Annotated in this window: 26 protein-coding genes; 19 read left to right on the top strand and 7 right to left on the bottom strand. The window is 67.1% G+C overall.

What is annotated here, in order from left to right:
* The 4 genes from H7841_13645 to H7841_13630 all read left to right on the top strand — a co-directional run.
* A partial coding sequence (locus tag H7841_13645) for a TetR family transcriptional regulator C-terminal domain-containing protein (protein MEO5337915.1) occupies window positions 1-383 on the top strand: 383 nt, incomplete at its 5' end.
* Window positions 384-440: 57 nt separating this feature from the next.
* A complete protein-coding gene (locus H7841_13640) occupies window positions 441-956 on the top strand; it encodes a hypothetical protein (protein MEO5337914.1) in 516 nt (171 codons plus the stop codon).
* Entirely contained in the window at window positions 953-1450 is a 498-nt protein-coding gene (locus H7841_13635; protein MEO5337913.1) for a hypothetical protein, read from the top strand. Before H7841_13640 ends, H7841_13635 begins: the two co-directional genes overlap by 4 nt.
* 355 nt (window positions 1451-1805) lie before the next feature.
* Window positions 1806-2531, top strand: a complete 726-nt coding sequence (locus H7841_13630; GenBank protein MEO5337912.1) for a sigma-70 family RNA polymerase sigma factor — start codon at window positions 1806-1808, stop codon at window positions 2529-2531.
* A gap of 7 nt (window positions 2532-2538) precedes the next feature.
* On the opposite strand, the gene H7841_13625 is transcribed toward H7841_13630, so the two are convergent.
* Genes H7841_13625 through H7841_13605 form a run of 5 tightly spaced genes read right to left on the bottom strand, consistent with a single transcriptional unit; the run spans window position 2539 to window position 7589 of the window.
* Window positions 2539-3105 carry a hypothetical protein gene (locus tag H7841_13625; protein MEO5337911.1) on the bottom strand — a complete coding sequence of 189 codons (567 nt, stop codon included), beginning with the start codon at window positions 3103-3105 and terminating at the stop codon, window positions 2539-2541.
* A gap of 23 nt (window positions 3106-3128) precedes the next feature.
* Window positions 3129-3857 carry a hypothetical protein gene (locus H7841_13620; protein MEO5337910.1) on the bottom strand — a complete coding sequence of 243 codons (729 nt, stop codon included), beginning with the start codon at window positions 3855-3857 and terminating at the stop codon, window positions 3129-3131.
* A complete protein-coding gene (locus tag H7841_13615) occupies window positions 3854-4468 on the bottom strand; it encodes a hypothetical protein (GenBank protein MEO5337909.1) in 615 nt (204 codons plus the stop codon). Before H7841_13615 ends, H7841_13620 begins: the two co-directional genes overlap by 4 nt.
* Before the next feature lie 11 nt (window positions 4469-4479).
* Window positions 4480-5235 (bottom strand): complement resistance protein TraT, encoded by a 756-nt coding sequence (locus tag H7841_13610; GenBank protein MEO5337908.1) that lies wholly within the window; start codon window positions 5233-5235, stop codon window positions 4480-4482.
* 11 nt (window positions 5236-5246) lie between these two features.
* Window positions 5247-7589 (bottom strand): S1C family serine protease, encoded by a 2343-nt coding sequence (locus H7841_13605; protein MEO5337907.1) that lies wholly within the window; start codon window positions 7587-7589, stop codon window positions 5247-5249.
* Between the two features lie 256 nt (window positions 7590-7845).
* On the opposite strand from H7841_13605, the gene H7841_13600 reads away from it, so the two are divergent.
* From H7841_13600 to H7841_13550, 11 genes are all read left to right on the top strand, one after another.
* Window positions 7846-8736: an S-methyl-5'-thioadenosine phosphorylase gene (locus H7841_13600; protein ID MEO5337906.1), complete on the top strand. Its 891-nt coding sequence runs from the start codon at window positions 7846-7848 to the stop codon at window positions 8734-8736.
* Between the two features lie 100 nt (window positions 8737-8836).
* The gene (locus H7841_13595; GenBank protein ID MEO5337905.1) at window positions 8837-9607 is read left to right on the top strand and encodes an SDR family oxidoreductase; all 771 of its coding nucleotides are present in this window, start codon (window positions 8837-8839) and stop codon (window positions 9605-9607) included.
* An 8-nt stretch (window positions 9608-9615) separates the two neighbouring features.
* On the top strand, window positions 9616-10035 hold the full coding sequence (locus H7841_13590; GenBank protein MEO5337904.1) for a dihydroneopterin aldolase: 420 nt from the start codon (window positions 9616-9618) through the stop codon (window positions 10033-10035).
* Window positions 10036-10348: 313 nt separating this feature from the next.
* Window positions 10349-12229 carry an excinuclease ABC subunit UvrC gene (gene uvrC, locus H7841_13585; GenBank protein MEO5337903.1) on the top strand — a complete coding sequence of 627 codons (1881 nt, stop codon included), beginning with the start codon at window positions 10349-10351 and terminating at the stop codon, window positions 12227-12229.
* Window positions 12230-12248: 19 nt separating this feature from the next.
* Window positions 12249-12815 carry a CDP-diacylglycerol--glycerol-3-phosphate 3-phosphatidyltransferase gene (gene pgsA, locus H7841_13580; protein MEO5337902.1) on the top strand — a complete coding sequence of 189 codons (567 nt, stop codon included), beginning with the start codon at window positions 12249-12251 and terminating at the stop codon, window positions 12813-12815.
* Window positions 12812-13318: a molybdopterin-guanine dinucleotide biosynthesis protein B gene (gene mobB, locus H7841_13575; GenBank protein ID MEO5337901.1), complete on the top strand. Its 507-nt coding sequence runs from the start codon at window positions 12812-12814 to the stop codon at window positions 13316-13318. The genes pgsA and mobB overlap by 4 nt, the downstream gene beginning before the upstream one ends.
* Window positions 13315-14535: a molybdopterin molybdotransferase MoeA gene (locus H7841_13570; GenBank protein MEO5337900.1), complete on the top strand. Its 1221-nt coding sequence runs from the start codon at window positions 13315-13317 to the stop codon at window positions 14533-14535. Before mobB ends, H7841_13570 begins: the two co-directional genes overlap by 4 nt.
* 2 nt (window positions 14536-14537) lie before the next feature.
* Window positions 14538-14789 carry a molybdopterin converting factor subunit 1 gene (gene moaD / locus H7841_13565; protein MEO5337899.1) on the top strand — a complete coding sequence of 84 codons (252 nt, stop codon included), beginning with the start codon at window positions 14538-14540 and terminating at the stop codon, window positions 14787-14789.
* 2 nt (window positions 14790-14791) lie between these two features.
* Window positions 14792-15253, top strand: coding sequence for a molybdenum cofactor biosynthesis protein MoaE (locus tag H7841_13560; GenBank protein ID MEO5337898.1), 462 nt, complete (start codon window positions 14792-14794; stop codon window positions 15251-15253).
* Between the two features lie 150 nt (window positions 15254-15403).
* Window positions 15404-16465, top strand: coding sequence for a site-specific DNA-methyltransferase (locus tag H7841_13555; protein ID MEO5337897.1), 1062 nt, complete (start codon window positions 15404-15406; stop codon window positions 16463-16465).
* 102 nt (window positions 16466-16567) lie between these two features.
* Window positions 16568-17011 (top strand): hypothetical protein, encoded by a 444-nt coding sequence (locus H7841_13550; GenBank protein MEO5337896.1) that lies wholly within the window; start codon window positions 16568-16570, stop codon window positions 17009-17011.
* Here the strand turns inward: H7841_13550 and H7841_13545 are convergent.
* Complete coding sequence (locus H7841_13545; protein ID MEO5337895.1) at window positions 17001-18422, bottom strand: DUF4139 domain-containing protein; 1422 nt, start codon at window positions 18420-18422, stop codon at window positions 17001-17003. The genes H7841_13550 and H7841_13545 overlap by 11 nt on opposite strands.
* A gap of 78 nt (window positions 18423-18500) precedes the next feature.
* On the opposite strand from H7841_13545, the gene rmuC reads away from it, so the two are divergent.
* The 3 genes from rmuC (at window position 18501) to H7841_13530 (ending at window position 21432) form a co-directional block, all read left to right on the top strand.
* Window positions 18501-19598 carry a DNA recombination protein RmuC gene (gene rmuC / locus H7841_13540; GenBank protein ID MEO5337894.1) on the top strand — a complete coding sequence of 366 codons (1098 nt, stop codon included), beginning with the start codon at window positions 18501-18503 and terminating at the stop codon, window positions 19596-19598.
* 46 nt (window positions 19599-19644) lie between these two features.
* Entirely contained in the window at window positions 19645-20988 is a 1344-nt protein-coding gene (locus H7841_13535) for a TldD/PmbA family protein (GenBank protein MEO5337893.1), read from the top strand.
* Between the two features lie 177 nt (window positions 20989-21165).
* Entirely contained in the window at window positions 21166-21432 is a 267-nt protein-coding gene (locus H7841_13530) for a hypothetical protein (GenBank protein MEO5337892.1), read from the top strand.
* Window positions 21433-21473: 41 nt separating this feature from the next.
* Here H7841_13530 and H7841_13525 read toward each other — a convergent pair whose 3' ends face one another.
* Window positions 21474-22142 (bottom strand): metalloregulator ArsR/SmtB family transcription factor, encoded by a 669-nt coding sequence (locus tag H7841_13525; protein ID MEO5337891.1) that lies wholly within the window; start codon window positions 22140-22142, stop codon window positions 21474-21476.
* 103 nt (window positions 22143-22245) lie between these two features.
* Here H7841_13525 and H7841_13520 point away from each other — a divergent pair.
* The coding region (locus H7841_13520) for a hypothetical protein (GenBank protein ID MEO5337890.1) at window positions 22246-22517 on the top strand (272 nt) is incomplete at its 3' end.

Genomic DNA, 22517 nt, shown 5'->3' with positions numbered 1-22517 from the left:
TTGACGGCGTCCTCGGCGACCGGCTGCGGGCGGTGGTCCGGACGCAGTTGGCCTTCATGGCGGCCGTCCCGGCCGTCCCGGCCATCCTGCTGGCCAGGGGGTTGCAGTCGGACGCGGCCGTCCGCCGTGCCCTGCTGGGCGTGATGGGGGAGTTTGGCCGGACCCTGGCATCCCTGCTCGCCGAGGGCCGGCGGTCCGGCCACTTCCGTGCCGACCTGGAAGTGGAACGGGCGGCCCTGATGCTGGTCGCCCTGGCGCAGGGGACGGCGGTCCGCTGGCTGCTGTCGGACCGTGCCTTCGACCTGGTGGCGGATGGCATGGCTGGGGTCGATTTGGCCCTCGCCGGTTCACAAGTCGAGACTCCCAACCGTCTGCAAGCATAGGCGGATCGGCCGGCTCCCGGCGCCGCCGAGTTCAGGCGCGAGCGAGGGAACCACGTCATGACGAGCGAAACGGATCATTCCACCAAGGATGGGGCCGATGTGCCGGTCTCCCGTGCCGAGATCGAATCTCTCCAGCGCGAGGCCGTAGACCTGAGGGTTCGTGCCAGCCAAGTCGAGGCCATGGCCGCCAAGATCTTGGCCCGGGCCCATGGTGCCGAGGCCCACGCCGTGGCGGCCCTGGCGCGGGCCGTCGAGGCGGAAGCCAAGGCCATGGAGGCCGAGGCGCACGCGTTGTCCGAGGGGGCGTGGGCCGTCGAGGCCGGCGTCCGTGCCCTCCATGCCCGGCGTTTGGCCGAGCGCGACGTCGGTCAGACCGGGAATGCCCAACCGGACACCGCCCCGAACCCGCCTGCCGCGCCGCCCCCGGCTTCCACGCCGCCGCAGGGACGCGAGATGGCCACCGCGGCTGCCGTCCAGGAACCGGCGGCCCAGGAAGAACCGGGCAAGGGTAAGGGCGCGGGCAAGGCTGCCGGTGGGGCGCGGAGTTCGACGTCCGGAAAGGGGGAGGCATGACCGGCGCTCCCGCTCCGCCAGCCGCCGCGGCACCAGAGGCTTCGGCTCCGGCCGACGCCGCGTTGCCGGCTGAAGCCCGCGACATCATCGACTCGGCGATCCGCATCCTGGAGGCGGCAGCCGCTCAACGCCAAGCCGCCAACAAGGTGCGCGAGGCCTTCGAGCAGCAGCGCCTCGCCCTGGTGCAGGCGGTTTCCGCCCAGAAGGCGGCGGCCCTTATGCAGACGGTCAACGGCCTGCAATTCCTGCAAGGGACCATGGCAAAGCCCGCCGCAGCCCCGGCTTCGCCACCACCACCTCCCGCTCCCCCCGCCGAGGTTCCGCCCAAGCCGGCCGGACCGACGCGGGAAGAAGTGGAAGAGCAGATTGGTGCCATCGTTCGGCGCCTGGTGGCCGAGGAAGTGGCCCGCCAATTGGCGAAGCCTCGCAGGGGGCCGTTGGCGCCCGGGGCGAAATCCAAGCCCCTCCGGCGGACCGCGCCTCGCGGAAACTGATTGCGCTCAACGCCCCGAAACCAATTCGAATACCACCTAGGCGAGTTTATATTTCGAATTAATTCACAATTAGCCGTCTCTAATCGTCCCATGGGAGCGACCATCAATAACATACTCTTCTTGAGGGCGCCAAAGGCCCCTCCGGGAGGGAGGGACGGTGCCCGTGGGGGAAGTGATTGGCCGGCGGCCCGAGGCCGCCCCGCCGCAAAAGGCCGACTTGCGTCCGGAGTCGGAGCGCCCGACCGGTCAGGTCGTGGTGTTTCCCCGGCCTCCGTTGCCTCCGCCGCGTCCGTCTCGGCCGATGCGCGAGGAGTCGCCGTCGGAGCCGGCGCCTTCACCACCTTCCCCGAGTCCGATGGAAATTCTCGCCCAGGCGGCCGGCTTCCCCACCGTTCCCGGCCTTGCCGCCCCCAATCCCCTGGAGATACTGGCCCGCGCCGCAGGTCCCTTCGCGGGGCCGGGAGTGCCCTCGCCGGTCGAGGTGATCGCCCGTTCGGTGGGCATGCCGGCCTTTCCCTTGCCGGACATCGACGGGACGGGCGTCGATCCGGCGGCGGCGCTGTTGGAATCCTTCTGGAAGCTGTGGATGGAGAACCAGACCGCGCTACGCCGCCAAAGTCTGCGGCTGATGTCAGGCAACCAAGCCGATGCCGAAGACGCGCTGGGTAACGCCATGCTCAAGGCCTCGCAGAAGTTTTCGGCCTATGCCGGATCGATCCTCAACGAGCGGGCTTGGCTGTCCCGCCTGGTGCACAATGTCTGCATGGACTTCCACCGGGGCCAGCGGCGCCTGTCCCAGTTCGCCGAGTTGATCCCTACCGAAGATCCCGACGGCGCCCAGGAGATCGAGATCGGCGACGGCATCGATCCCGAGGAATCCCTCGCTGCCCGCCAATCGGTGCAGCGGCTGCGCCAAGCCCTGGACGAGATGCCGCCCAAGCTGCGCGAACCCTTCGTCATGCGCTTCCTGCAGGACCTCTCCTACGAGGAGATCGCCGCCCGCCTGGGCCTGACCAACTGCACCGTCCGGAAGCGAGTCCAACTGGCCCGCGACTACCTGAAGCGGTACGGCATCCGGTGACGGGGAATCAGCAGGCGGTGCCGCGGTTGGCCTTGCAGGCAAGTGCCGCGGCCTCCTTGGCCTTGGCTTCGCAGTGCTCGCCGTTGGCCTGCTGGCAGGCCTTGAGCGTCTCGGCCGCGGCCGCGGCCATCTCGAAGTCCCGCTTGTCCTTGTGCCAGCCCTGCTCGGCCAGGGCGTCAGGGAAGGATTCCGGCTTCAGCCAGACCACCACCTTGTCCGGATAGCGCTGGGCGGCGCCCGAGGCGGCGTCGACGATGAAGCCGATGCCGCCGCCGATCAGGATGTTGCCGAAGGTGACCCCGGCGATGGTCTCTTCCACGGTCACGGCCGTCGGTTCGTGACCGCCTTTTTCGCAGGCCACGGTCATCGGTCCGTCGCCCTTCTGGACGGTGACCGTCCCCGGCGAGAAGTCGAGGCTCCAGCGGCCGGACTTGCTGTCGGAAAGCTTGCAGATGGCGCCGGACACCTTCGGCGTCTCGACGAACACCGGCTGGGTGGTGCCGCTGACCACGCTGCCGCAGCCCGACAGGCCCGCGACCGCAACGATGGAAAGAAGTCTGGTGGATTTCGACATCACCGTTTCCTTGCTGACAACCATTACCGACTTTCCGCCCATCGGCCCACCTGGGCCCGACGGGCCTCCTGTTCCGCCTGCGGATATCCGGGACCGCCCGCCGCCTGAGCCAGGCCGGCCTTGACCAGACCCAGACCGAGGTCCTGGCCGTCCAGGCTGCAAACCACGGCAGGCCCGGTGCGCTCGCAGTGCACCACCTTGCCTTCCGCCCGTTCCGCCAGCCAGCGCCTGGCCTCGGCGGAACAGAGAGCGGCGCCGCAGCGGTCCTCAGGGCCGGGCGGGCGGATGCCGGCCAGGCGGAACAACTCGCCGCCCAGGTCGACGATCCCGCCTTCCACCGCCCGCAGCTTGCCGCTGATCCTTTCCAGGTCGGCGGTGGCATGGGCTTCGGCGAAGCGGGCCGGGCCCGGCGGCGCAGCGGCGGCGGCAGGCGGACGGGGCCCGGAATCGAGCAGCATCTTGTCCACCTGCCCCACCGGCACTGCCTGGACGCGCGGCCCTTCCTGCAAGCCGGCAGGGCGGGCGAAGGATTCCCGGCGAACCGCCCCGGCGGGAACCGCGGAGCCGGCGTCGAAGGCACGGTTGCCGGCCGCGGCCATGGGGGAAGCGGATACCGCGGCTCCGCCGCCGGGCGACGGATGGGTGACCGTCCAGAGCTTGTTGGAATCATCGGCGGCCACCATGGGGGTGCTGTTGCAGGCCCCGGCCAGCAAGGGAAGGGTCGTGACGGCGGCAAGAACACCACGGATCATGACCTGGGCTTGGCCCCGCCCCGCAGCTCGGCGACCCAAGCCACCACCTTGCGGACGAAATCCTGCAGGGCGGCGTTTAACACGCCCTTGTGCAACTCGCCCCCGGTTCCCACCAGGCTGAGCTGTTCATGGTGCCCGCCGATGGGAACCTGGGTGGTTCGACCGCCGTAGTCGGCTTTCATGGTCGCCTCGACGTCGCCGCGCACGGTGACGGAAACCAGGCCCGCCTGGGGATCGCTGAAGGCCCTGGACAGGCGTCCCGACAGGAGGAACTGATCGGACGACGGCAGAAAGCGGCCATCCACCGTTTCGACCTTGTAGCCGGCCCTTTCCAGATTGGCCTTCAGGGAATTGGAAACCCAGACGCTTGGATTGTCGGCGGTACTTACCGCCGCCGTTTCCATGTTGAACCCGTTGCGGACGACCCCGACCTTGGTCTTGTCGCTCCGGACGTCGTCCAGGAGAGCGAGGTAGACGGTCGAACCGGCCCCGTTCGCGGACCCCAGGTCGGGAACCAACTGCACCTCGAGTTGAACCTCGTTGGGGATGAAGGCGCAGGCGGACAGTGCCGTCGCCAGGACGGCGATAAACGGTGCCCCGGGAATCCGCATGATACCCTCCCTCAAATGATATCGCCGACGATGCGGGCGAAGCGTTCCTTCACCTGCTGGGCGATTTCCGCCTGGGCGACGTTGCGCCCGCCGGCGTAGACCGCCACCTGGATGCGGTGGGTCTTTTTCAGGCCGCGCGACTGACGGCGGATTTCCTCGTCTTCCTCGTCTTCCACATGGCCGGTGATGCTGCGGCTGAAGGTGACGGTCTTGCCCTCGCGGGTGGAAGGAGTCTTGATCTCCGCAAAAGCGACCTCGGCGACGATGATGTAGGTGTCGTCGGTGATGAAGCTGCCGAGAATTCCCCCGACCGTCGCCCCCGAGACCACCCCGATGGCGGTGCCGGCGGTGGCCTTGGACCGGTAACCGGCGATGCCGCCCCCGGCGGCGCCCAAGAAGGCGAACTCGCTGGCCAGGTTGGTCTGGATCTGGCCGCTGTACTTGACGTTGAAGTTGACCATCAGGCCGAAGTCATCCGAACGGTCGGGCTTGTAGCCGTTGGCGGCGTAGGCGTCTTCCAACTGCCGGGTGAAGGATTTCATGTCGAAGGCGGTGTCGCCCGAGGTGTTGCGCACCCGCACCTTGAGCTTCTTGTTGCGGAACAGCGAGGAATCGGTGACCAGGCTGCCGTCGACCACCGAGCCGAACATCAAGCCGGTCTCCGGGTCCTTGACCATGGCGAGGCGGTTTTCCGGCGCCCCGACACAGGCGGTGAGGCCGAGCGCCAGCAGGAAGGCGGCACAAAGGGAAAGGCGGGGCCTGTTCATCGGTCTTTCCTTCAATTGGCCTTGACGGCATATTCGGGCATGTATTCGCGGAGAAAACCGGCAACCTCGGAGTAATGAACCGCAAAATTAAGGTTCTGTGCGTCCGTCCGCCCCCAGGTGTTAACACCTACGACCTTGTCGCCCAGGAACAGCGGCCCGCCGGAATTTCCGGGGCTGATGGGCGCATCGATCTGCAGGTAAAGCACGTCCTTGCCGCCCACCATCTGATGGCTCGGCTTGTTGCCCTTGAAATCGTTGCCGGAGCCCTTGCGGACGGCGCTGACGACACCCCGCGTGATGGAGAACTCGAACCCCCTGGGGTGGCCGATCGCCTCGACCGTCGTGCCCAGGTCGATCTCGCTTCCCGAATAGAGCTTCACCGGCTTGCCGCGGCTTTGCACCTTGACCAGGGCAAGGTCCAGGCGGACATCTTTGGCGAAGATCTTGCCGAAGGATTCCTGGCCGTCGTAGAGCTTCATCTCGGCGAACTGCATCTCCTTGACCACGTGGTAGTTGGTCATCACCACGTCGGGGGTGACGAAGAAGCCGGAACCCAGGCCTCCCTTGCCCGGCATGTAGATGGCGACCACATGGTCGAAACGGGCATCGTTCTTCGGGCGCAGTTCGATCCTTTCCTCCTTGTGCTTGGCCAGGGCGACGTTCTTGTCGGCCAGCATCTCCTTGCGCAGGGCTTCGTGGCTGGGCAAGGGCTTGGCGGCCTTGCGGTTGGCCAGGTAGTGGTCGACCAGTTGCGACAGCTTGACGGCGGAGGACGCCCGTTCCCATTCGTCGACCGTGGCCTCGGTATCGCCTGAGGAGCGGTTCCTGTCCTTGTCCGGATCGTTGTCCGCGACGTTGTAGACCACGTCGAAATTGCGCCGCTCGACCACGTCCAGGGTATCCTTGAAGTAGGTCTTGTTGCGCCGGTCGATGACATAGTAGTTCACCGTCATCGTCTTGGTGCCCTTGGTCTGGACCTTCTGGTAGTCGTAATCGGCGTAGACCGGCTTCTCGATGTAGCGCGGCGTGCTCAGAAGCTTCATCTTGCGCTTTTCCAGTTCGTTGGCCGCGATGCCCTGGGCGATCATGCCGCCCAAGGCCCCGATCAAGCCGGCTCCCGGCGAGGCATAGGGGTTCGAACTGTAGGAATAGTTGTTCATGGTGTTCTGGAACCGGGTGTGGCTCAGGTCGTCGCGGGCGGCGCCGATTTCCATCTGCGCCAGGTCCCATTCCGGATTGGGCTCCTTTTCCGTGCCGACCACCTGGCGCGAGCGGACCGCCTCGCTCTTGGTCATGCGGCGCGACGCCTTGGCCATCGCCACGTCGAACACGACGATGTAGTCGGCGGCCTGGGCGGTGGAGTTGGAAAGGGCGTCGTCCAGCTCGGCCTTGGCGGTTTCCACCGGCAGGTCCACGTCGACGGAAGCCGAGAACTCGATCTGCTTGTGCTTGAGCAGGGTATGGCTGGTCACCTCGACGAAGGCGATCTTGACCCCCTTCAAATCCACCTTGTCGAAGCCCGCCTGCTTGGCTGCCCGATGGGCGCCCAAAACACTGGCCAAGTCCTGTTTGCCGCCGCTTTCCTTGGCGATGGCCGCCATCAGGCGTTCGCCCACCGCCTTGCGGGCATCGATGCCGATGGCTTCGAGGGGGTAATTGGCCGCGAACTTCTGGACCTCTGCCGCTTTCGCCGCGGCCAAGGCCTTTTCCAACAGGCCCGGGTTCTCGCGGAACAGGGCCCCGCCGTCCAGCTTGACCGGGAAGACGGCGAAGAATCCTTCCTCGCCGAAATGGGGAAAGGCGGCGAACTGCTCGGGTGCGGCCTTGCGGATCAGGCCTTCCTTGGCTTCCAGGACTTCTTCCAGCTTCGTCGCCTCGGGCGATTTGAAAGCCGCGTCGCGCAGCACCATGGGCTTGGCATAGCCGTCCCGCTGGGCGCGGGCGTCCTGCAGAGCCTTGCGCAATGCCGTCCAACGGTCGCGTCCGGCGGGCCAGGCGAGGCCTTCGACTTGCGTCAGCGCTTCCCCGATTCCGGCCTTCTTCTGGCCGTTGAAATGAGCCGCCACCTCTTCGAGGACCGGCAGGGCCTTGTCGCGGTTCGCCGCGAACCAGTCCTGCTGCTCTTCCAGCAGACGGTCGGCATCGGCGAAGTTGCCGTCCTTGACCAGGCTCTCCAGATGGGCCTTCTGATCGTAGAAGATGGGGTAGAAGTCGCGCGACACCCTGGCCGGCGGTTGCGGCGCCCCGTCCGCCTTGGGAGCGGTTCCGCCTTCCGCCACGCCTGCTGCCATCGGGGGCTTCAGTCCGTGCTGGCAGGCTCCCAGGGCGAGAGCGCCTAATAGGAGAATAGCCAAGATACGAACCCTGGTTGCATATTTTTTCGAAATGAATTGTGCGGCATCCATGTTCAGCCTCGATCGGACGTTCTCTCTTTGTTTGGGACGATAACCCAGACATTTTTGTTTGTCGAGCATCTTGCCGGCATGCGCGCGTATGAGGAGTGTTCCGCCCGTGTTTTGCTGCCGGTGCCACCTCCGATAGGCGGTTGACGGAAGGGCGGTTCGGACGCACTCTCCGCCCGCATTTTTCTCCCAGCGGACGGAGGGGACCATGGTGGAAGCGGGAACGCCCCCGGTGATCGGGGTTATCGGCGGCAGCGGCGTCTACGACATCGACGGCCTGCGGGACAAGCGATGGAAGAAGGTCGAGTCCTCCTTCGGCGAGCCCTCCGACGAGTTGCTGTTCGGCACCTTGGACGGCCAGTCCATGGTCTTTTTGCCCCGCCACGGGCGCGGCCATCGCATCCCGCCCAGCCGGCTGAACTTCCGCGCCAACATCGACGCGCTGAAGCGTGCCGGGGTTACCGAGATCCTGTCGATTTCCGCCTGCGGGTCGCTGAAGGAGGAACTCCCTCCCGGTCACTTCGTCATCGTGGACCAGTTCATCGACCGCACCTTCCTCCGCGAGAAGAGCTTCTTCGACACCGGTCTGGTGGCCCACGTGGCGCTCGGCCATCCCACCTGTCCGCGCCTTAGCGACGCGGTCGAGGAGGCGATCAAGGAACTGGGCATTCCCCATCAGCGGGGCGGCACCTACCTGGTGATGGAAGGCCCGCAGTTCTCCACCCTGGCGGAAAGCCGGCTCTATCGTTCCTGGGGCTGCGACGTGATCGGCATGACCAACATGCCGGAAGCCAAGATGGCCCGCGAGGCGGAAATCTGCTACGCTTCCATCGCCATGATTACCGACTACGACTGCTGGCATCCCGACCACGACCACGTGACGGTGGACGCCATCGTCAAGGTCCTGCTGTCCAACGCCGACAAGGGGCGCGCCCTGGTCAAGCGGGTGGCGCCCAAGCTGCAGGGCCGCAACGCGTCCTGCGCCGCCGGCTGCCACACCGCCCTGGAAACCGCCATCATCACAGCCCCGGAAGTTCGCGACCCCGAAATGGTCAGGAAGCTGGACGCCGTGGCGGGGCGGGTGTTGAACCGGCGATAGGATACTATCGCCTTCCTTGCGGATATCGGAGCAACCGGACGATGGCCTCGACGCGAGTTCCACCAATCGGGCCGAAGATGGCAGCCCGGCGCCACGCGCCATGACCGGACCGACGCCCGTGCCAGCACTGGTCACCGGCGCGGCCCGACGCATCGGGCGGGCCATCGCCCTTGGCCTGGCACGGGCCGGGCATCCGGTGGCGCTGCATTGTCGCCGGTCCCGCGCCGAGGCGGAGGAACTGGCGGCCTTGATCCGTCGCGAAGGCGGCCGCGCCGCCGTGGTGGTTGCCGATCTCGCTTCGGAAGACCAGACCCAAGGCTTGGTGGCCGCCGCCGCCGATGCCTTGGGACCCCTGGGCCTTTTGGTGAACAACGCCTCCTTGTTCGAACGCGACGACGCACTGACCGCCGACCGGGCCTCGTGGGACGCCCACATGGCGGTCAACCTGCGGGCGCCCTTCGTGCTTGCCCAGGCCGTGGCCCGCCAGCTTCCCGAGGCCGTGCAGGGCAACGTGGTCAATATCCTGGACCAACGGGTGCTCAACCCGACGCCCCATTTCACCTCCTATACGGTGAGCCGGTCGGCGCTCTGGACCCTGACCCGAACCCTTGCCCTCGCGCTGGCGCCGCGTCTGCGGGTGAACGCCATCGGCCCCGGTCCCGTGCTGCCCAGCCCGCGCCAAAGCGAGGAACAGTTCGCCCGCCAGTGGCGGAGCTTGCCGCTCGCCCGGCCATCCTCGCCGGACGAGATCGCCGCCGCCGTGCGTTTCATCCTTGACGCCCCCTCCCTGACCGGGCAGATCATCGCATTGGACGGCGGGCAACATCTCGGCTGGGCCCATTGCCCCGGACAGGATGCCCCCGACGAATAGGTGATCCCATGACCGCGACGCCGATCCGAGTGGTCGAGCCCCTGCGTATCGCCGACGCCCGCCAGGCGGTGCGTCACGTCTTCGTGCGCGATCTGGTTCTGTCCTGTTCCATCGGCGTCCATGTCCACGAGAAGGGCAACCACCAACGGGTCCGCATCAACCTGGACTTGGCGGTCGGCGAGGGCGACCGGCCGCTCGGAGACGACATCGGCAACGTGGTCTGCTACGAAGCGATCGTGAAGGGTGTGCGCGCCATCACGCAGCGCGGCCACATCAATCTGGTAGAAACCCTGGCCGAGGAGATCGCGGCCATGTGCCTGGAGGACCGCCGGGTCCGCTCGGTACGGGTGCGGGTGGAGAAGCTCGACGTCCTGCCCGACGCCACCAGCGTCGGAGTTGAAATCGAGCGGTCGTCACCCCTAGTGTGAATGCCCACCCCCAAGCCCTTGATTCGGCGCCTTTCGCAGCCGTTGGCACGGGACTTTTGCACAGGCCCTCGCGGAAAACCTTGTCAAGATATTTTGATGGCGTCCTTATGACAGGCGCCGCGGCATTTCCGGCCGCGTCATAAATTATCCTGTCAATTCAACGTATTTACGGATATGCCTAATCCATGGGCAAGGACGGCGGAAGCAAGGATTTCCGGGGGCCCGCGATCCTTCGCCCGACTTTTTCAACACCTTTTTCCACAGAAAGCGTGGATACTTCACGCGACCGTGAAACCAGAGGGACGAGCGGCCGATGACCGGGGACCGGGACCAGCCTGAAGAGGCACCCCCCAAGGGAGTGGCGGCGATCGCCGGCCACCTGGAGACCCTACCCTTCACGCCGGGCGTCTATCGCATGCTGGACGGCGCGGGAAAGGTCCTCTACGTCGGCAAGGCCAAGAGCCTGAAGAAGCGCGTTGCCGCCTACACGAAGCCCGACCGCCTGACGGCGCGCATCCGGCGCATGGTGGCGGAAACCGTGGCCATGGAATTCGTCACCACCCACACCGAGGCCGAGGCGCTGCTGCTGGAAGCCAACCTGATCAAGCGGTTTCAGCCGCGCTACAATATTCTGCTGCGGGACGACAAGTCCTTCCCTTCCATTCTGCTCACCGGCGGGCATCCCTTCCCGCGGGTGGTCAAGCATCGGGGCGCCCAAAGCCAGGCCGGGGAATACTTCGGCCCCTTCGCTTCCGCCTGGGCGGTGACGGAGACCCTGAGCGTACTGCAGCGGGCCTTCCTGTTGCGGAGTTGCACGGACAGCGTCTTCGAAGGCCGGACCCGCCCCTGCCTCCTGCACCAGATCAAGCGCTGTTCGGCTCCCTGCGTGGGCCGCATCGCGGAAGCGGACTACGCCGCCTTGGTGGCCGAGGCACGCGCCTTCCTGAAGGGGGATAGCCGGCGCATCCAGGATGCCCTGGCGGTACGGATGCAGGAAGCCAGCGACGCGCTGGACTTCGAAGCCGCCGCCCAGTTCCGCGACCGCATCCGGGCCTTGGCCCGCATCCAGGCCCACCAGGACATCAATCCGGCCAGCCTGCCCGAGGCCGACGTCATCGCGGCCCACCAGCAAGGCGGCCAGACGGCCATCCAGGTCTTCTTCTTCCGCGCCGGGCGCAATTTCGGCAACCGTGCCTATTTCCCCAATCACGCCGCCGACGAGGAGATTCAGGCGGTGCTGGAGGCGTTCATCGGCCAGTTCTATGCGTCCCGGCCCCCGCCATCCCTGGTCCTGGTCAGCCACGAGTTGCCCAACCGGGTTCTGGTGGAGGAAGCCCTCTCCGTCCACGCCGGCCGGAGAATCCAGGTGGCCCGGCCGCTACGGGGCGACAAGCGCAAGGTCCTGGAACATGCCTTGGCCAACGCGCGCGATGCGCTGGTGCGGCGCTTGGCCGAAGGCGCCAGCCAGCGCCAGTTGCTGGAGGCCTTGGCGATGGCCCTCGACCTGGAGGGGCCGCCGACGCGCATCGAGATCTACGACAACAGCCACGTCCAGGGCAGTCTGGCGGTGGGCGGGATGGTGGTGGCGGGACCGGAAGGCTTCGTCAAGGCCGCCTATCGCAAGTTCAACATCCGGGGCGCCGATCTGGCGCCCGGCGACGACTACGCCATGATGCGCGAGATGCTGACCCGCCGCTTTGCGCGCGCGCAGAAGGAGGACCCGGACCGTGGCGGCGGCCAGTGGCCCGACTTGGTACTGGTCGATGGCGGCGGCGGGCACTTGGCGGCGGCGCGGGGGGCGATGGCCGACCTGGGAATCGAGGACGTTGCCCTGGCCGCCATCGCCAAGGGGCCGGACCGTAACGCGGGGCGGGAACGTATCTTCCTGCCCGACCGCCCCGAGCCCTTGGTCTTGGAGCGCCGCGACCCGGTGCTCTATTTCCTGCAACGCCTGCGCGACGAGGCCCACCGCTTCGCCATCGGCAGCCACCGGGACCGCCGCGCCAGGGCCGCGACCACTTCGCCGCTGGACGAGATTCCCGGTATCGGCGCGAGGCGCAAGAAGGCGCTGTTGCTCCACTTCGGCTCGGCCAGGACGGTGGCCGAGGCAGGACTCAAGGATTTGGAAGGCGTGGCCGGCATCAGCGCCACCGTCGCGAGACGGATTTATGACTGGTTCCATGGCGGCGCTTGAGGCGCTAATATCCCGTCGCATGACCAATCTACCCAACCTGCTGACTCTCTCGCGCATCGTCGCCATCCCCGTGCTGGTGGGGCTTCTGTATATGGAGCCGCCGCTCGGCAACTGGCTGGCGCTGGGCGTCTACAGCCTAGCCGGGGTCACCGACTACCTGGACGGATACTTGGCGCGTGCCTGGGGCCAGCAGTCGGCCCTGGGGCGGTTTCTCGATCCCATCGCCGACAAGCTGCTGGTGGCGTCCCTGTTGCTGGTGCTGGTGGCGCTGGACCGCATCGCCGGCATCGCGACCCTGGCGGCGGTGGTCATCCTCTGCCGGGAGATCCTGGTCTCCGGGCTGCGCGAGTTCCTGGCCGAGGTGCGGGTCGGGGTACCGGTCAGCCAGCTCGCCAAGTGGAAGACAACGGTGCAGATCGTCGCGATGGGCTTTTTGATCGTCGGAGAGGCCGGACCTCAGTTCGGCCCCCTGTCCACCACCGAGGTTGGCCTCGTCGGCCTGTGGCTGGCGGCGGCGGTAACCTTGGTCACCGGCTACGACTACCTGATCGCGGGTCTCAAGCACATCAACGGGGCCAAGCCGTGAAGCGCCGCGTGCTCGGCATCGTGGGATGGAGCGGCGCAGGCAAGACCACGCTGCTGGTGCGGCTGATTCCGGAACTGGTCGGGCGCGGCCTCAAGATTTCGACGGTCAAGCACACCCACCACGACTTCGATATCGACCGGACGGGCAAGGATTCGTATCGCCACCGCGAGGCCGGGGCCGGCGAGGTGCTGGTCGCCTCGGAACGGCGTTGGGCCCTGATGCACGAACTGCGCGGCGCCGCCGAACCCTCCCTGGACACCCTGATCGGGCACATGTCGCCCTGCGACCTGTTGCTGGTGGAAGGGTTCAAGCACCATCCCCATCCCAAGCTGGAAGTGCATCGCCCGGCCAACGGCAAGCCCCTGCTGCATCCCAACGATTCGACCATCGTCGCCGTGGCCTCCGACGTGGCCCTGGCGGACTGCGCCCTGCCGGTGCTCGATCTCGGGAACGAAAGGGCCATCGCCGACTTCATCCTTTCCCTGCAGGAAATACCGTCATGATGACCCTGGAAGAAGCTCTGGTTCGGCTGCGCGGCAGCTTCCGGGCGGCCGTGGGGACGGAAACCGTCCCGCTGCGCGCCGCCCTGGGTCGCGTGCTGGCCGAGGATCTCGTGGCCGGCCGCGATGTGCCGCCCCACGACAATTCCGCCATGGACGGCTATGCGGTGCGCGTCGCCGACCTGTCCGCCGATCTGCCCACCCGCCTGCCGGTCACGGGACGCATCGCCGCCGGCCATCCGCTGGATCGTCCGGCCCGGCCCGGCGAAGCCCTGCGCATCTTCACCGGCGCCCCCATGCCGGAAGGGACCGATACGGTGGTCATGCAGGAGGACGTCACCCTGGACGGCGACCACGTGATTCTTCCCCCCGGCATTCCGGCCGGCGCCAACCGACGCTGCCGCGGCGAGGACGTGGCGGCGGGAACGACGATCATTCCCAGGGGCCGCCTGTTGCGGGCCCAGGAGATCGGCTTGGCCGCCTCGGTGGGCCGTTCCGAATTGCCGGTGGCCGAACGCCTGCGTGCCGCCGTCTTCTCCACCGGCGACGAACTGCGCGACCCTCTGGCCGGAGCCGCGCCGCCGCCCGGCTGCGTCTTCGACGCCAACCGCTTCACCGCCTTGGCCCTGCTGGAAGGCCTGGGCTGTGCGGTGACCGACCTGGGCATCCTGCCCGACGACCGCGCCGCAATGGCAAAGGCCTTGGCGGCGGCCGCGCGGGGGCACCACCTGATCGTCACCTCGGGTGGGGTCAGCGAAGGCGAGGAGGACCACGTCAAGGCTGCGGTCGAGGAACAGGGCGACCTGCATTTCTGGAAGATGGCCATCAAGCCCGGCAAGCCGGTGGCCCTGGGCCGGGTGGGAAGGGCGGCCTTCGTCGGCCTGCCCGGCAATCCGGTGTCGGCCATGGTGACCTTCATGCTGGTCGGACGCGCCGTGGCCCTTCTTCTGATGGGGCGCGACGACATCGTCCCGCCGCGCATCCCGGTACGGGCCGGATTTTCCTTCAGGCGCAAGCCCGGCCGGCGCGAGTGGCTGCGCGTCCATCTGGAACGCGACGAAGACGATGGTTTGGTTGCCCGGAAATTTTCCTCCGAGGGTTCGGGCATCCTGACCTCCATGGTGGATTCGGACGGGCTGGTCGAGGTGCCGGAGGCGGTGGCGGTCATCGAACCGGGGACCTGGGTCGACTACATTTCCTTCAGCGAGGTGATGCGATGAGCCTGCGCGTCCTTTACTTCTCCTGGCTGCGCGAACGCATCGGGACGGCCGAGGAGACCGTGGAGCCGCCGGCCGGCATCGCCGACGTCCAGGGGCTGGTGGACTGGCTCAAGGCCCGGAGCGACAAGCACGGCGAGGCCCTGGCCGACCTGCGCCTGGTCCGGGTGGCGGTGAACCAGGAGCATGTGCCTTTTTCCCATCCGGTGAAGGCGGGCGACGAGGTGGCCTTGTTCCCGCCGGTGACCGGAGGCTGACCATGTCCGTCCGCGTGCAGCGCGAGGATTTCGACGTCGGGGCCGAACTGGCGACGCTGACCTCGGGCCGGCACGGCATCGGCGGGGTCTGCCTGTTCGTCGGTCTGGTGCGCGACCTGGCCGGGGACAAACCCATCGCCGCCATGACACTGGAACACTATCCGGGCATGACCGAAAAGGAACTGGAGCGCATCGAGGCCGAGGCCCGCGCCCGCTGGCCTCTGGAGGAAACCCTGATCGTCCACCGCCACGGGCGGCTGGAGCCGGGCGACAACATCGTCCTGGTGGCCGCCGCCTCGGCCCATCGCGGGGCGGCCTTCGAGGCGGCTCGGTTCCTCATGGACTTCCTGAAGACACGGGCGCCGTTCTGGAAGCTGGAAGACATCGGCGGGGACAGCCGCTGGGTCGATGCCCGCGACGGCGACGACGCGGCCGCCGCCCGCTGGCGAGAGGCGAGCCGATAGCGCAAAGCTAAATCTAGAGTCTCTCCGACTCCGCGGATTCTAGATGTAGTTGCCTTCGTTAACCATAACGCATTGATTCAACAAGATTCTTGACGGAGATTCGCTCATGAATCATCCTGGGTCTCCTGGGACCCCAAGGGGGATTGAGCGATGGCTGATCGGATTCTCGTCGGCGACTGCGTCGAATTGATGAACAACCTGCCGGAAGCGTCGGTGGATCTGGTGTTCGCCGATCCACCGTACAACCTCCAACTCGACGGCGAGTTGCTGCGGCCCAACCACTCCAAGGTGGAAGGCGTGGAGGAGGACTGGGACCGCTTCACCGACTTCGCCGCCTACGACCGCTTCACCCGCGACTGGCTGAAGGCGGCGCGGCGCGCCCTCAAGCCCGACGGCACCCTCTGGGTGATCGGCAGCTACCACAACATCTTCCGGGTGGGCAGCATCCTGCAGGACCTGGGATACTGGATGCTCAACGACGTGGTCTGGCGCAAGACCAACCCCATGCCCAACTTCCGTGGCAGGCGCTTCACCAACGCCCACGAGACCCTGATCTGGTGCGCTCGCGACAAGGATTCCAAATACCGTTTCAACTACGAGGCCATGAAGAATCTGAACGACGAGTTGCAGATGCGATCCGACTGGCTCTTGCCCATCTGCACCGGACAGGAACGGCTCAAGCAAGGGGGACGCAAGGCCCACCCGACCCAGAAGCCGGAGGCGCTGCTGCACCGGGTCATCCTGTCGTCCACCGAGGTGGGCGAGGTGGTGCTCGATCCCTTCTTCGGCACCGGGACCACCGGGGCGGTGGCCAAGGCCCTGAAGCGTGGATTCGTCGGGCTGGAGCGCGACCCCGAATACGCCAGGCTGGCGGAGGAACGCATCGCCCGCATTCGTCCCATCGATGACCCGACCCTGGTCGCCACCCCCACCAAGCGCGACGAACCGCGCATTCCCTTCGGCTGGCTGGTGGAACGGGGTATGCTGACTCCGGGCGACGTGCTCTACGACCAGGGCCGCCGCTTCTCGGCCCGCGTCCATGCGGACGGCACACTCGGCACCTCGGACTTCCGGGGCTCCATCCACAAGGTCGGCGCCTTCGTCCAGAAAGCCCCGGCCTGCAACGGCTGGCAGTTCTGGTACAAGGAGATCAAGGGCCAACTGGTACCCATCGACGTCTTCCGCCAGAAGATCCGGGCCGAATTGCACTGATCCGCCTTCCGGGAGAGTCACAAAATTTTACAAGACTTAACGGACCCCTACACGGGGAACTGATATCCATCGACCATCCCAGGGGAGTTCAAGGAGGGGGCGATGGTCAGCGAACGGTTCATGAAGGCAGTCTTGGCGACCGGGGTTCCGGAGGTCGACGACGAACACGCCAGCCTGTTGGGCCATGCCCGCGAGTTGGAGCGTGCTTTCCTGACGGGAGCCTCCCGGCAATACCTGCTGTTGTTGCTGGAAAACTTCATGCTGCGCATGGAGAGCCATTTCCGCGCCGAGGAAGCCATGGCCGACCAGGGGCTGTTCGTGGTCAGCGACGGCCATCTGCGCGATCACCAGCGTATCCTGCGCGAAATGCGCGGCACCCGTGCCGCCCTGGAATTGATGACCGAAAGCATCTCGGTCCGCGACATGTTCCGCACCGAGGACCGGCTGGTCAACCACATCATCCGCTTCGACCTGGAAATCCGCCACGGCGACATGATCTGCCACGCCGCGATGGCCGACCGGTCGGGAGCGCCGGCTACATCCTGACCCGTACCCGATAGGCCAGTTCGATCTTGCCGCCGGGCGGTATGGCGAGAACCCATTCCGCCCGTCCGGCTGAAGCCTTCCGGTGTGGGTGGCTTTCCTCCAGCATCTGCCAGTCGCCCGGAATCGGTTCGGCGATCCGGACCTCCACCGCCTCCTTTCCGCCGTTGGTCGCCGTGATCCGGTAGGCGCTTTCCGCCAGCCGGTCCGCCACCCGATTGAATTCGGTCTGCAGGCGCCGGACCGGCAGATCGGAATCCTTGCCGACGCGCAGACGCACCGTTTCCCCCTTGGCCGTATGGCCCAGGCGGTCGGCGCCGACGAACTGAAGATCTTGGGCGGCATCGCGGCGATAAAGCCGCAGCGTGCCGGCCGGCAAGGGGAGCCCCAATCCGTCCCTTTCCCCATTGTCGAAGACCAGCGACAGCGCCGCATGGTCGTCCCGGTCCCCGCGCGCGCTGTCGCGGTAGACGTAGGGCGTCCCTTCGGAGACCCGCTCCAGTTTCGCCTTCACGGCCGGGGCGGCAAGCAGGGAAACCTGCCGCGTCTGGCCGTCCAATAGGGTGACCGGCCGGGCGATGGTGTAGAGGTGGTAGCCCGACAGGGATTCCTCGGATACGCCATCCGTAACCGCGCCTTCGGCCATGGCGGCCTTGGACATCAAGCGCGGTTGCGGCGGGGCCTGGGGCCCCCGCGCCACCTCGCCGGCCACCAGCTTCACCGCCGCCTCGGGCAGGTCGGCGCCGCTGGCGTTGGTCATGGTGGCCCAGGCTTCCAGGACCAGGCGATCGCCGGAAGGCGCGATTTCCGCCTGGTAGTCGGCCCGCCATTTGATGCCGCCGGTCAGGTAGCGCAGCTCGATGTCGCGCGCCGCCGCCGCCGCCGCGTCGATCCGCGACACCAGGGTCGGCTGGGCCCGAAGTCCGGGCGGCAGGCCGTCGAACAGAAGGGCGGCAGGATCGCCGGTGCGTAGCTTGCCGTCCGGCATCTGCAGCACCAAGCCGCCCGCCACCGCCAACACGCGGGCGCGGACCACGGTTTCCTGGCCGGTGGCCGGATGGGTCTGGATCAATCCCACCTCGCGGCCCAGGGACGCCTCCAGCAAGGCGGGCGGCGAAATCAGCTTGGCGTCGAAGGCCTGGTCGAGCACCGCCATTCCCGCTTCCCCGTCGACCGGGGCCAGGAACGCCGTTTCCGGAATCAGGTGGGCGGCGACTCCTTCGAAGGCCAACGCCGATTCGCCCTTGGGCAGGGCCACCCGGCGGCGGTCGCGCACCAGGGCCAGGTCGTTGTTGTAGATGGTGAGCGCCAGCCGGCTCCGGTCGGCGACCGGAACGACCTTCTCGGGCGGGCCGGCCGCCAGGGCGTCCAGCGAAACGGCCCCCAGCAGGGCGGCGAACAGGAAATGGCGCATGACGGAATCCTCCCGGATCGAGTTTGCTTTCGCCAAGCGCCTGGGGCAAGGTTCTTGCCACCATGCGACGGGGGAAAAATGGCGGATTCGATGATCGCGATGCTGTTGGGCGCCCTTCTGGCCATGGCCGGGGCGGCTCTGGTGCTGCTGGTGGTCCGCCGGGGCGGAAGCGATCGGCTCGATCCCCTGGTCCAAGCCGTGGAACGGCTGGCCGGCATCCAGGGCGAACAGGCCGGCCGCCTACACCAACTGGCCGAGGACCAAGCCAACGCCCAGGGCCAGTTGGCCCGCCGCCTGGAGGAACGCCTGGAGGTGGTGTCGCGGCGGGTCGGCGACGGGCTTTCCGAGCACGCCCGCAATACCGGCGAGACCATGTCCCGCCTGCACGAGCGCTTGGCGCTCATCGATGCCGCCCAGAAGAACCTGGCCGACCTGTCCCAACAGATGGTCGGGCTGCAGGACATCCTGTCCAACAAGCAGGCACGCGGCGCCTTCGGCGAAATCCAACTCAACGACCTCGTCTCCAAGGCCTTGCCGCCCTTCGCCTACGAGGTGCAGGCCCGCCTGTCCAACGGCAAGATCGCCGACTGCCTGCTGAAGCTGCCCAATCCGCCCGGTTCCATCGCCATCGACGCCAAGTTCCCGCTGGAAAGCTATCGCCTGCTGACCGAGGCCCGGGACGAGGTGGCACGGGTGCAGGCCTCGCGGGCCTTTTCCGCGGATGTGCTGACCCACGTGAAAGCCATCGCGGAGAAGTACATCGTGGCCGGAGAGACCGCCGAATCGGCTCTCATGTTCCTGCCGTCGGAGGCCATATACGCCGAACTGCACGCCAATTTCCGCAACGTGGTGGAAGAATCCTTCCGCCGCCGGGTCTGGATCGTCTCCCCCACCACCCTGATGGCGACCTTGAACACCGTTCGCGCCGTGCTCAAGGACGCCCGCATGCGCGAACAGGCCGGCCTGATCCAGAAGGAGGTGCTGGAGTTGCTGAAGGACGTGGCGCGCCTGGACGAACGGGTGGAAAGCCTGCAAAAGCATTTCGGCCAGGCGGGCAAGGATATCGGCGAGATTCGCATCTCCGCCGACAAGATCGTGCAACGCGGCGAGAAGGTGGAGAGCCTGCAATTGGGCGAAGACTCCCCCGCCGCCGACCTGCCGCCGCCGCGGACGTGAAAAGGCGGAGGTGGATTTTCCTCTCCGGCGCCATTACTTATGGGCCATGTTCACCGCACCCGATCGTCTCGACCTGCTCACCGACTTGATCGCCAAAGCCCGCCGCGCCGGTGCCGATGCCGCCGACGCGGTCTGGGTCGAAGGGGTCTCGTTGTCCTTCAGCCGCCGCCTCGGCAAGCAGGAACGCCTGGAGCGTTCCGAAAGCGCCGACCTGGGCCTGCGGGTGCTGATCGGCCGGCGCCAAGCGATGGTTTCCTCGTCGGATACCGGTGCGGAGGCCTTGGACGAACTGGTGGCGCGCGGCGTCGCCATGGCCCGCGCGGTGCCCGAAGACCCCTGGTGCGGCTTGGCCTTGCCGGAACAACTGGCCGCCCAGGTTCCCGACCTGGACGCCTTCGATCCCGTCGAGCCGACGCCCGAGGTGCTGGAGGACCGCGCCGCCCGTGCCGAAGACGCGGCCTTGGCCGTGCCGGGCGTGACCAATTCGGAAGGCGCTTCGGCCGGCTGGGGCCGCAGCACCTTCGCCATCGCCGCCTCCAACGGCTTTGCCCGCGTGCACAGCGGATCGCGCCATTCGGTCTCGGTCTCGGTGCTGGCCGGCGAAGGCACGGCCATGCAGACCGACTACGACTACACCAGCGTCGTCCACGGCGCCGATCTGCGGAATCCGGAAGACATCGGGCGGGCGGCGGGCGAGAAGGCGGTGCGCCGCCTGCATCCCCGCAAGGCGGAATCGGCGCGCCTGCCGGTGGTCTTCGATCCCCGTGTCGCGCGCAGCTTGCTGGGCCATCTGGCCGGCGCCGCCAACGGCGCCTCGGTGGCGCGGGGCACGTCCTTCCTCAAGGACCGCATGGGCCAGCGCATCTTTCGCGAAGGCGTGACGGTGATCGACGATCCGCACCGTCGGCGGGGCTTGGCGTCGCGTCCCTTCGACGGCGAGGGCATCGCCACCCGGCGGCGCGCGGTGGTCGAGGACGGCGTCCTATCCACTTGGTTTCTCGATCTGGCGACCGCCCGCCAGTTGGGCCTGGAGACCACGGGCCATGCCGGCCGCGGGACTTCGTCGCCGCCTTCGCCCTCGCCGTCCAACCTTTATCTGGAGCCCGGTTCCTTGAGCCCGGCCGAATTGATGGCCGATATCGACGCCGGTCTTTACGTCACCGACATGATGGGCTTCGGCATCAACTTCGTTACCGGCGACTACAGCCGCGGCGCCACCGGTTTCTGGATCGAGAAGGGAAAACTCGCCTACCCGGTGAGCGAAGTGACGGTGGCCGGCAACCTGATCGACATGTTTGCCCGGCTGACCCCGGCTGGCGACCTGGAGTTTCGCTACGGCACCGACTCCCCCACGGTACGCGTCGACGGCATGACGCTTGCCGGCCGTTAATCGAATCGCAAAGGGAAGGAAGCTATGCTGTCCGTCGACCACCAAGCAGCGGACGGAGGCAGCCATGACCAGCGGCCACATCGTCACCCGCGCAGCTCTCGCCAATCCGGAATTTCATCATTTGCGGCCGCGTGGCATGGCCGCTCTCCTGCGCCGCTTGGCGCAGCAGGTCGTCCGTTGATTGCCTGGGCGCTGTTGCTCGCGGCGGGCTCCGTCCTGGCCGCCGAGGCGCCGCCGCCCCTGGCGCCGCCGACCGAGGTCGGCACTCCCCAGGTCCATCTGCCGCCGCCGGAGACATACGGCCCCGGCGCCCCGGTGGCGCCCCTGGCCGCCAAGCCCGGCGACTGCCGCATCGGCAACACCTCTCTGGATGGCCGCGAGACCCTGGTTCTCGTCTGCATGGACGAGACCGGCCACTGGCGGATGCGGGGCGAGGTGCGCTAGCTGTGGAGTCGTATGAGGTTGGCCCCGGCCAAGGCGAGCCGTCAGTGGGTCGGTCCCTCGACCGGCAGGCCGGCGGCCTTCCATTCGGGATAGCCATCTTCCAGGCGGCGGGCGGCGCGACCTTGGCGACGCAGCTTTGCCACCGCCTCGAAAGACAGCACGCACCAGGTTCCCCGGCAATAAGCGACGACCTCGAACTCCTCGGGCAGGGCGGCCAGATGTTCCTCCAGGTCCCGGAGGGGGATGTTGACGGCGCCGGGCAGGTGGCCGGCGTCGAACTCCTCTGGCGGGCGGACGTCCAGCAGGGTGACCGTTCCCTCCTTGAGGCGGCTTAGCAGTTCGTTCCGCGACATGGGCTCCAGGCTGTCGCGGGCGGCGTAGTAGCCATGGATGACACGTTCCACCTCGGCCACGTGGCGCTCGGCGGAACGCTGAAGGGCGTTGAACAGGTCAACCACGTCGTCGCCGGTCAGGCGGTAGATCACCCTGACGCCGTCCCGGCGCGAGGTAACCAGCCCGGCTTGGCGAAGATGCTGGAGATGCTGGGAGGCGTTGGCAACCGACAGTCCCACCGCCTTGGCCAGGGCCTCGACGCCCCGTTCGCCCTGGGCGAGGGCTTCCACAAGCTCCAGCCGATGGGCATGGCCGAAAGCCTTTGCCATCTGGGCGAATTGTTCGAACAGGACCTTCTTGGGACTGGTCTTGGACACTTGACAGGCTGCCTTGAATGATAATCAATTGACTCATTGAATAATGCTGCCTCGGGGGAACGTCAAGGTGGGGAAAGGCTTTCGCGTTACGACAGCGCTTGGCATGGTGGCGGTCCTGGGCGCCCAGACGCCCGATCCGATCCGGCGCTGGGAGGGGGACGGGCTGAGACTGGAACTGGAACCGCTGCTCTCCGATCAGGTCTCGGCATTCTTCATCGGACGGGGCTTTCCTGCCGATGCGGCGGGGATGGTCGCTGGCGACGGCTGCCTGTTCAGGGTGGCGCTGGGGAACGCGGCGAACGCCTTGGGGGCTCCGGCTGTGGAAATCCGGCTCAGGGACTGGAATTCCGTGACCAAGAATGGCCTGAAGCCGCT

Source organism: Magnetospirillum sp. WYHS-4, from assembly GCA_039908345.1.
In the GTDB taxonomy this organism is placed as follows: domain Bacteria; phylum Pseudomonadota; class Alphaproteobacteria; order Rhodospirillales; family GLO-3; genus JAMOBD01.
Note: the sequence above shows the minus strand (reverse complement) of the source record. Positions and strands in the feature narration are given on the sequence as shown.

Excerpts from the sequence above, each read along its gene's own strand:
- H7841_13640 (MEO5337914.1), top strand. The coding sequence starts at position 441 with ATGACGAGCGAAACGGATCATTCCACCAAGGATGGGGCCGATGTGCCG.
- H7841_13635 (MEO5337913.1), top strand. The coding sequence starts at position 953 with ATGACCGGCGCTCCCGCTCCGCCAGCCGCCGCGGCACCAGAGGCTTCG.
- H7841_13630 (MEO5337912.1), top strand. The coding sequence starts at position 1,806 with ATGGAAATTCTCGCCCAGGCGGCCGGCTTCCCCACCGTTCCCGGCCTT.
- H7841_13625 (MEO5337911.1), bottom strand. The coding sequence starts at position 3,105 with ATGTCGAAATCCACCAGACTTCTTTCCATCGTTGCGGTCGCGGGCCTG.
- H7841_13620 (MEO5337910.1), bottom strand. The coding sequence starts at position 3,857 with ATGATCCGTGGTGTTCTTGCCGCCGTCACGACCCTTCCCTTGCTGGCC.
- H7841_13615 (MEO5337909.1), bottom strand. The coding sequence starts at position 4,468 with ATGCGGATTCCCGGGGCACCGTTTATCGCCGTCCTGGCGACGGCACTG.
- H7841_13610 (MEO5337908.1), bottom strand. The coding sequence starts at position 5,235 with ATGAACAGGCCCCGCCTTTCCCTTTGTGCCGCCTTCCTGCTGGCGCTC.
- H7841_13600 (MEO5337906.1), top strand. The coding sequence starts at position 7,846 with ATGGTGGAAGCGGGAACGCCCCCGGTGATCGGGGTTATCGGCGGCAGC.
- H7841_13595 (MEO5337905.1), top strand. The coding sequence starts at position 8,837 with ATGACCGGACCGACGCCCGTGCCAGCACTGGTCACCGGCGCGGCCCGA.
- H7841_13590 (MEO5337904.1), top strand. The coding sequence starts at position 9,616 with ATGACCGCGACGCCGATCCGAGTGGTCGAGCCCCTGCGTATCGCCGAC.
- uvrC (MEO5337903.1), top strand. The coding sequence starts at position 10,349 with ATGACCGGGGACCGGGACCAGCCTGAAGAGGCACCCCCCAAGGGAGTG.
- pgsA (MEO5337902.1), top strand. The coding sequence starts at position 12,249 with ATGACCAATCTACCCAACCTGCTGACTCTCTCGCGCATCGTCGCCATC.
- H7841_13570 (MEO5337900.1), top strand. The coding sequence starts at position 13,315 with ATGATGACCCTGGAAGAAGCTCTGGTTCGGCTGCGCGGCAGCTTCCGG.
- H7841_13560 (MEO5337898.1), top strand. The coding sequence starts at position 14,792 with ATGTCCGTCCGCGTGCAGCGCGAGGATTTCGACGTCGGGGCCGAACTG.
- H7841_13555 (MEO5337897.1), top strand. The coding sequence starts at position 15,404 with ATGGCTGATCGGATTCTCGTCGGCGACTGCGTCGAATTGATGAACAAC.
- H7841_13550 (MEO5337896.1), top strand. The coding sequence starts at position 16,568 with ATGGTCAGCGAACGGTTCATGAAGGCAGTCTTGGCGACCGGGGTTCCG.
- H7841_13545 (MEO5337895.1), bottom strand. The coding sequence starts at position 18,422 with ATGCGCCATTTCCTGTTCGCCGCCCTGCTGGGGGCCGTTTCGCTGGAC.
- rmuC (MEO5337894.1), top strand. The coding sequence starts at position 18,501 with ATGGCGGATTCGATGATCGCGATGCTGTTGGGCGCCCTTCTGGCCATG.
- H7841_13535 (MEO5337893.1), top strand. The coding sequence starts at position 19,645 with ATGTTCACCGCACCCGATCGTCTCGACCTGCTCACCGACTTGATCGCC.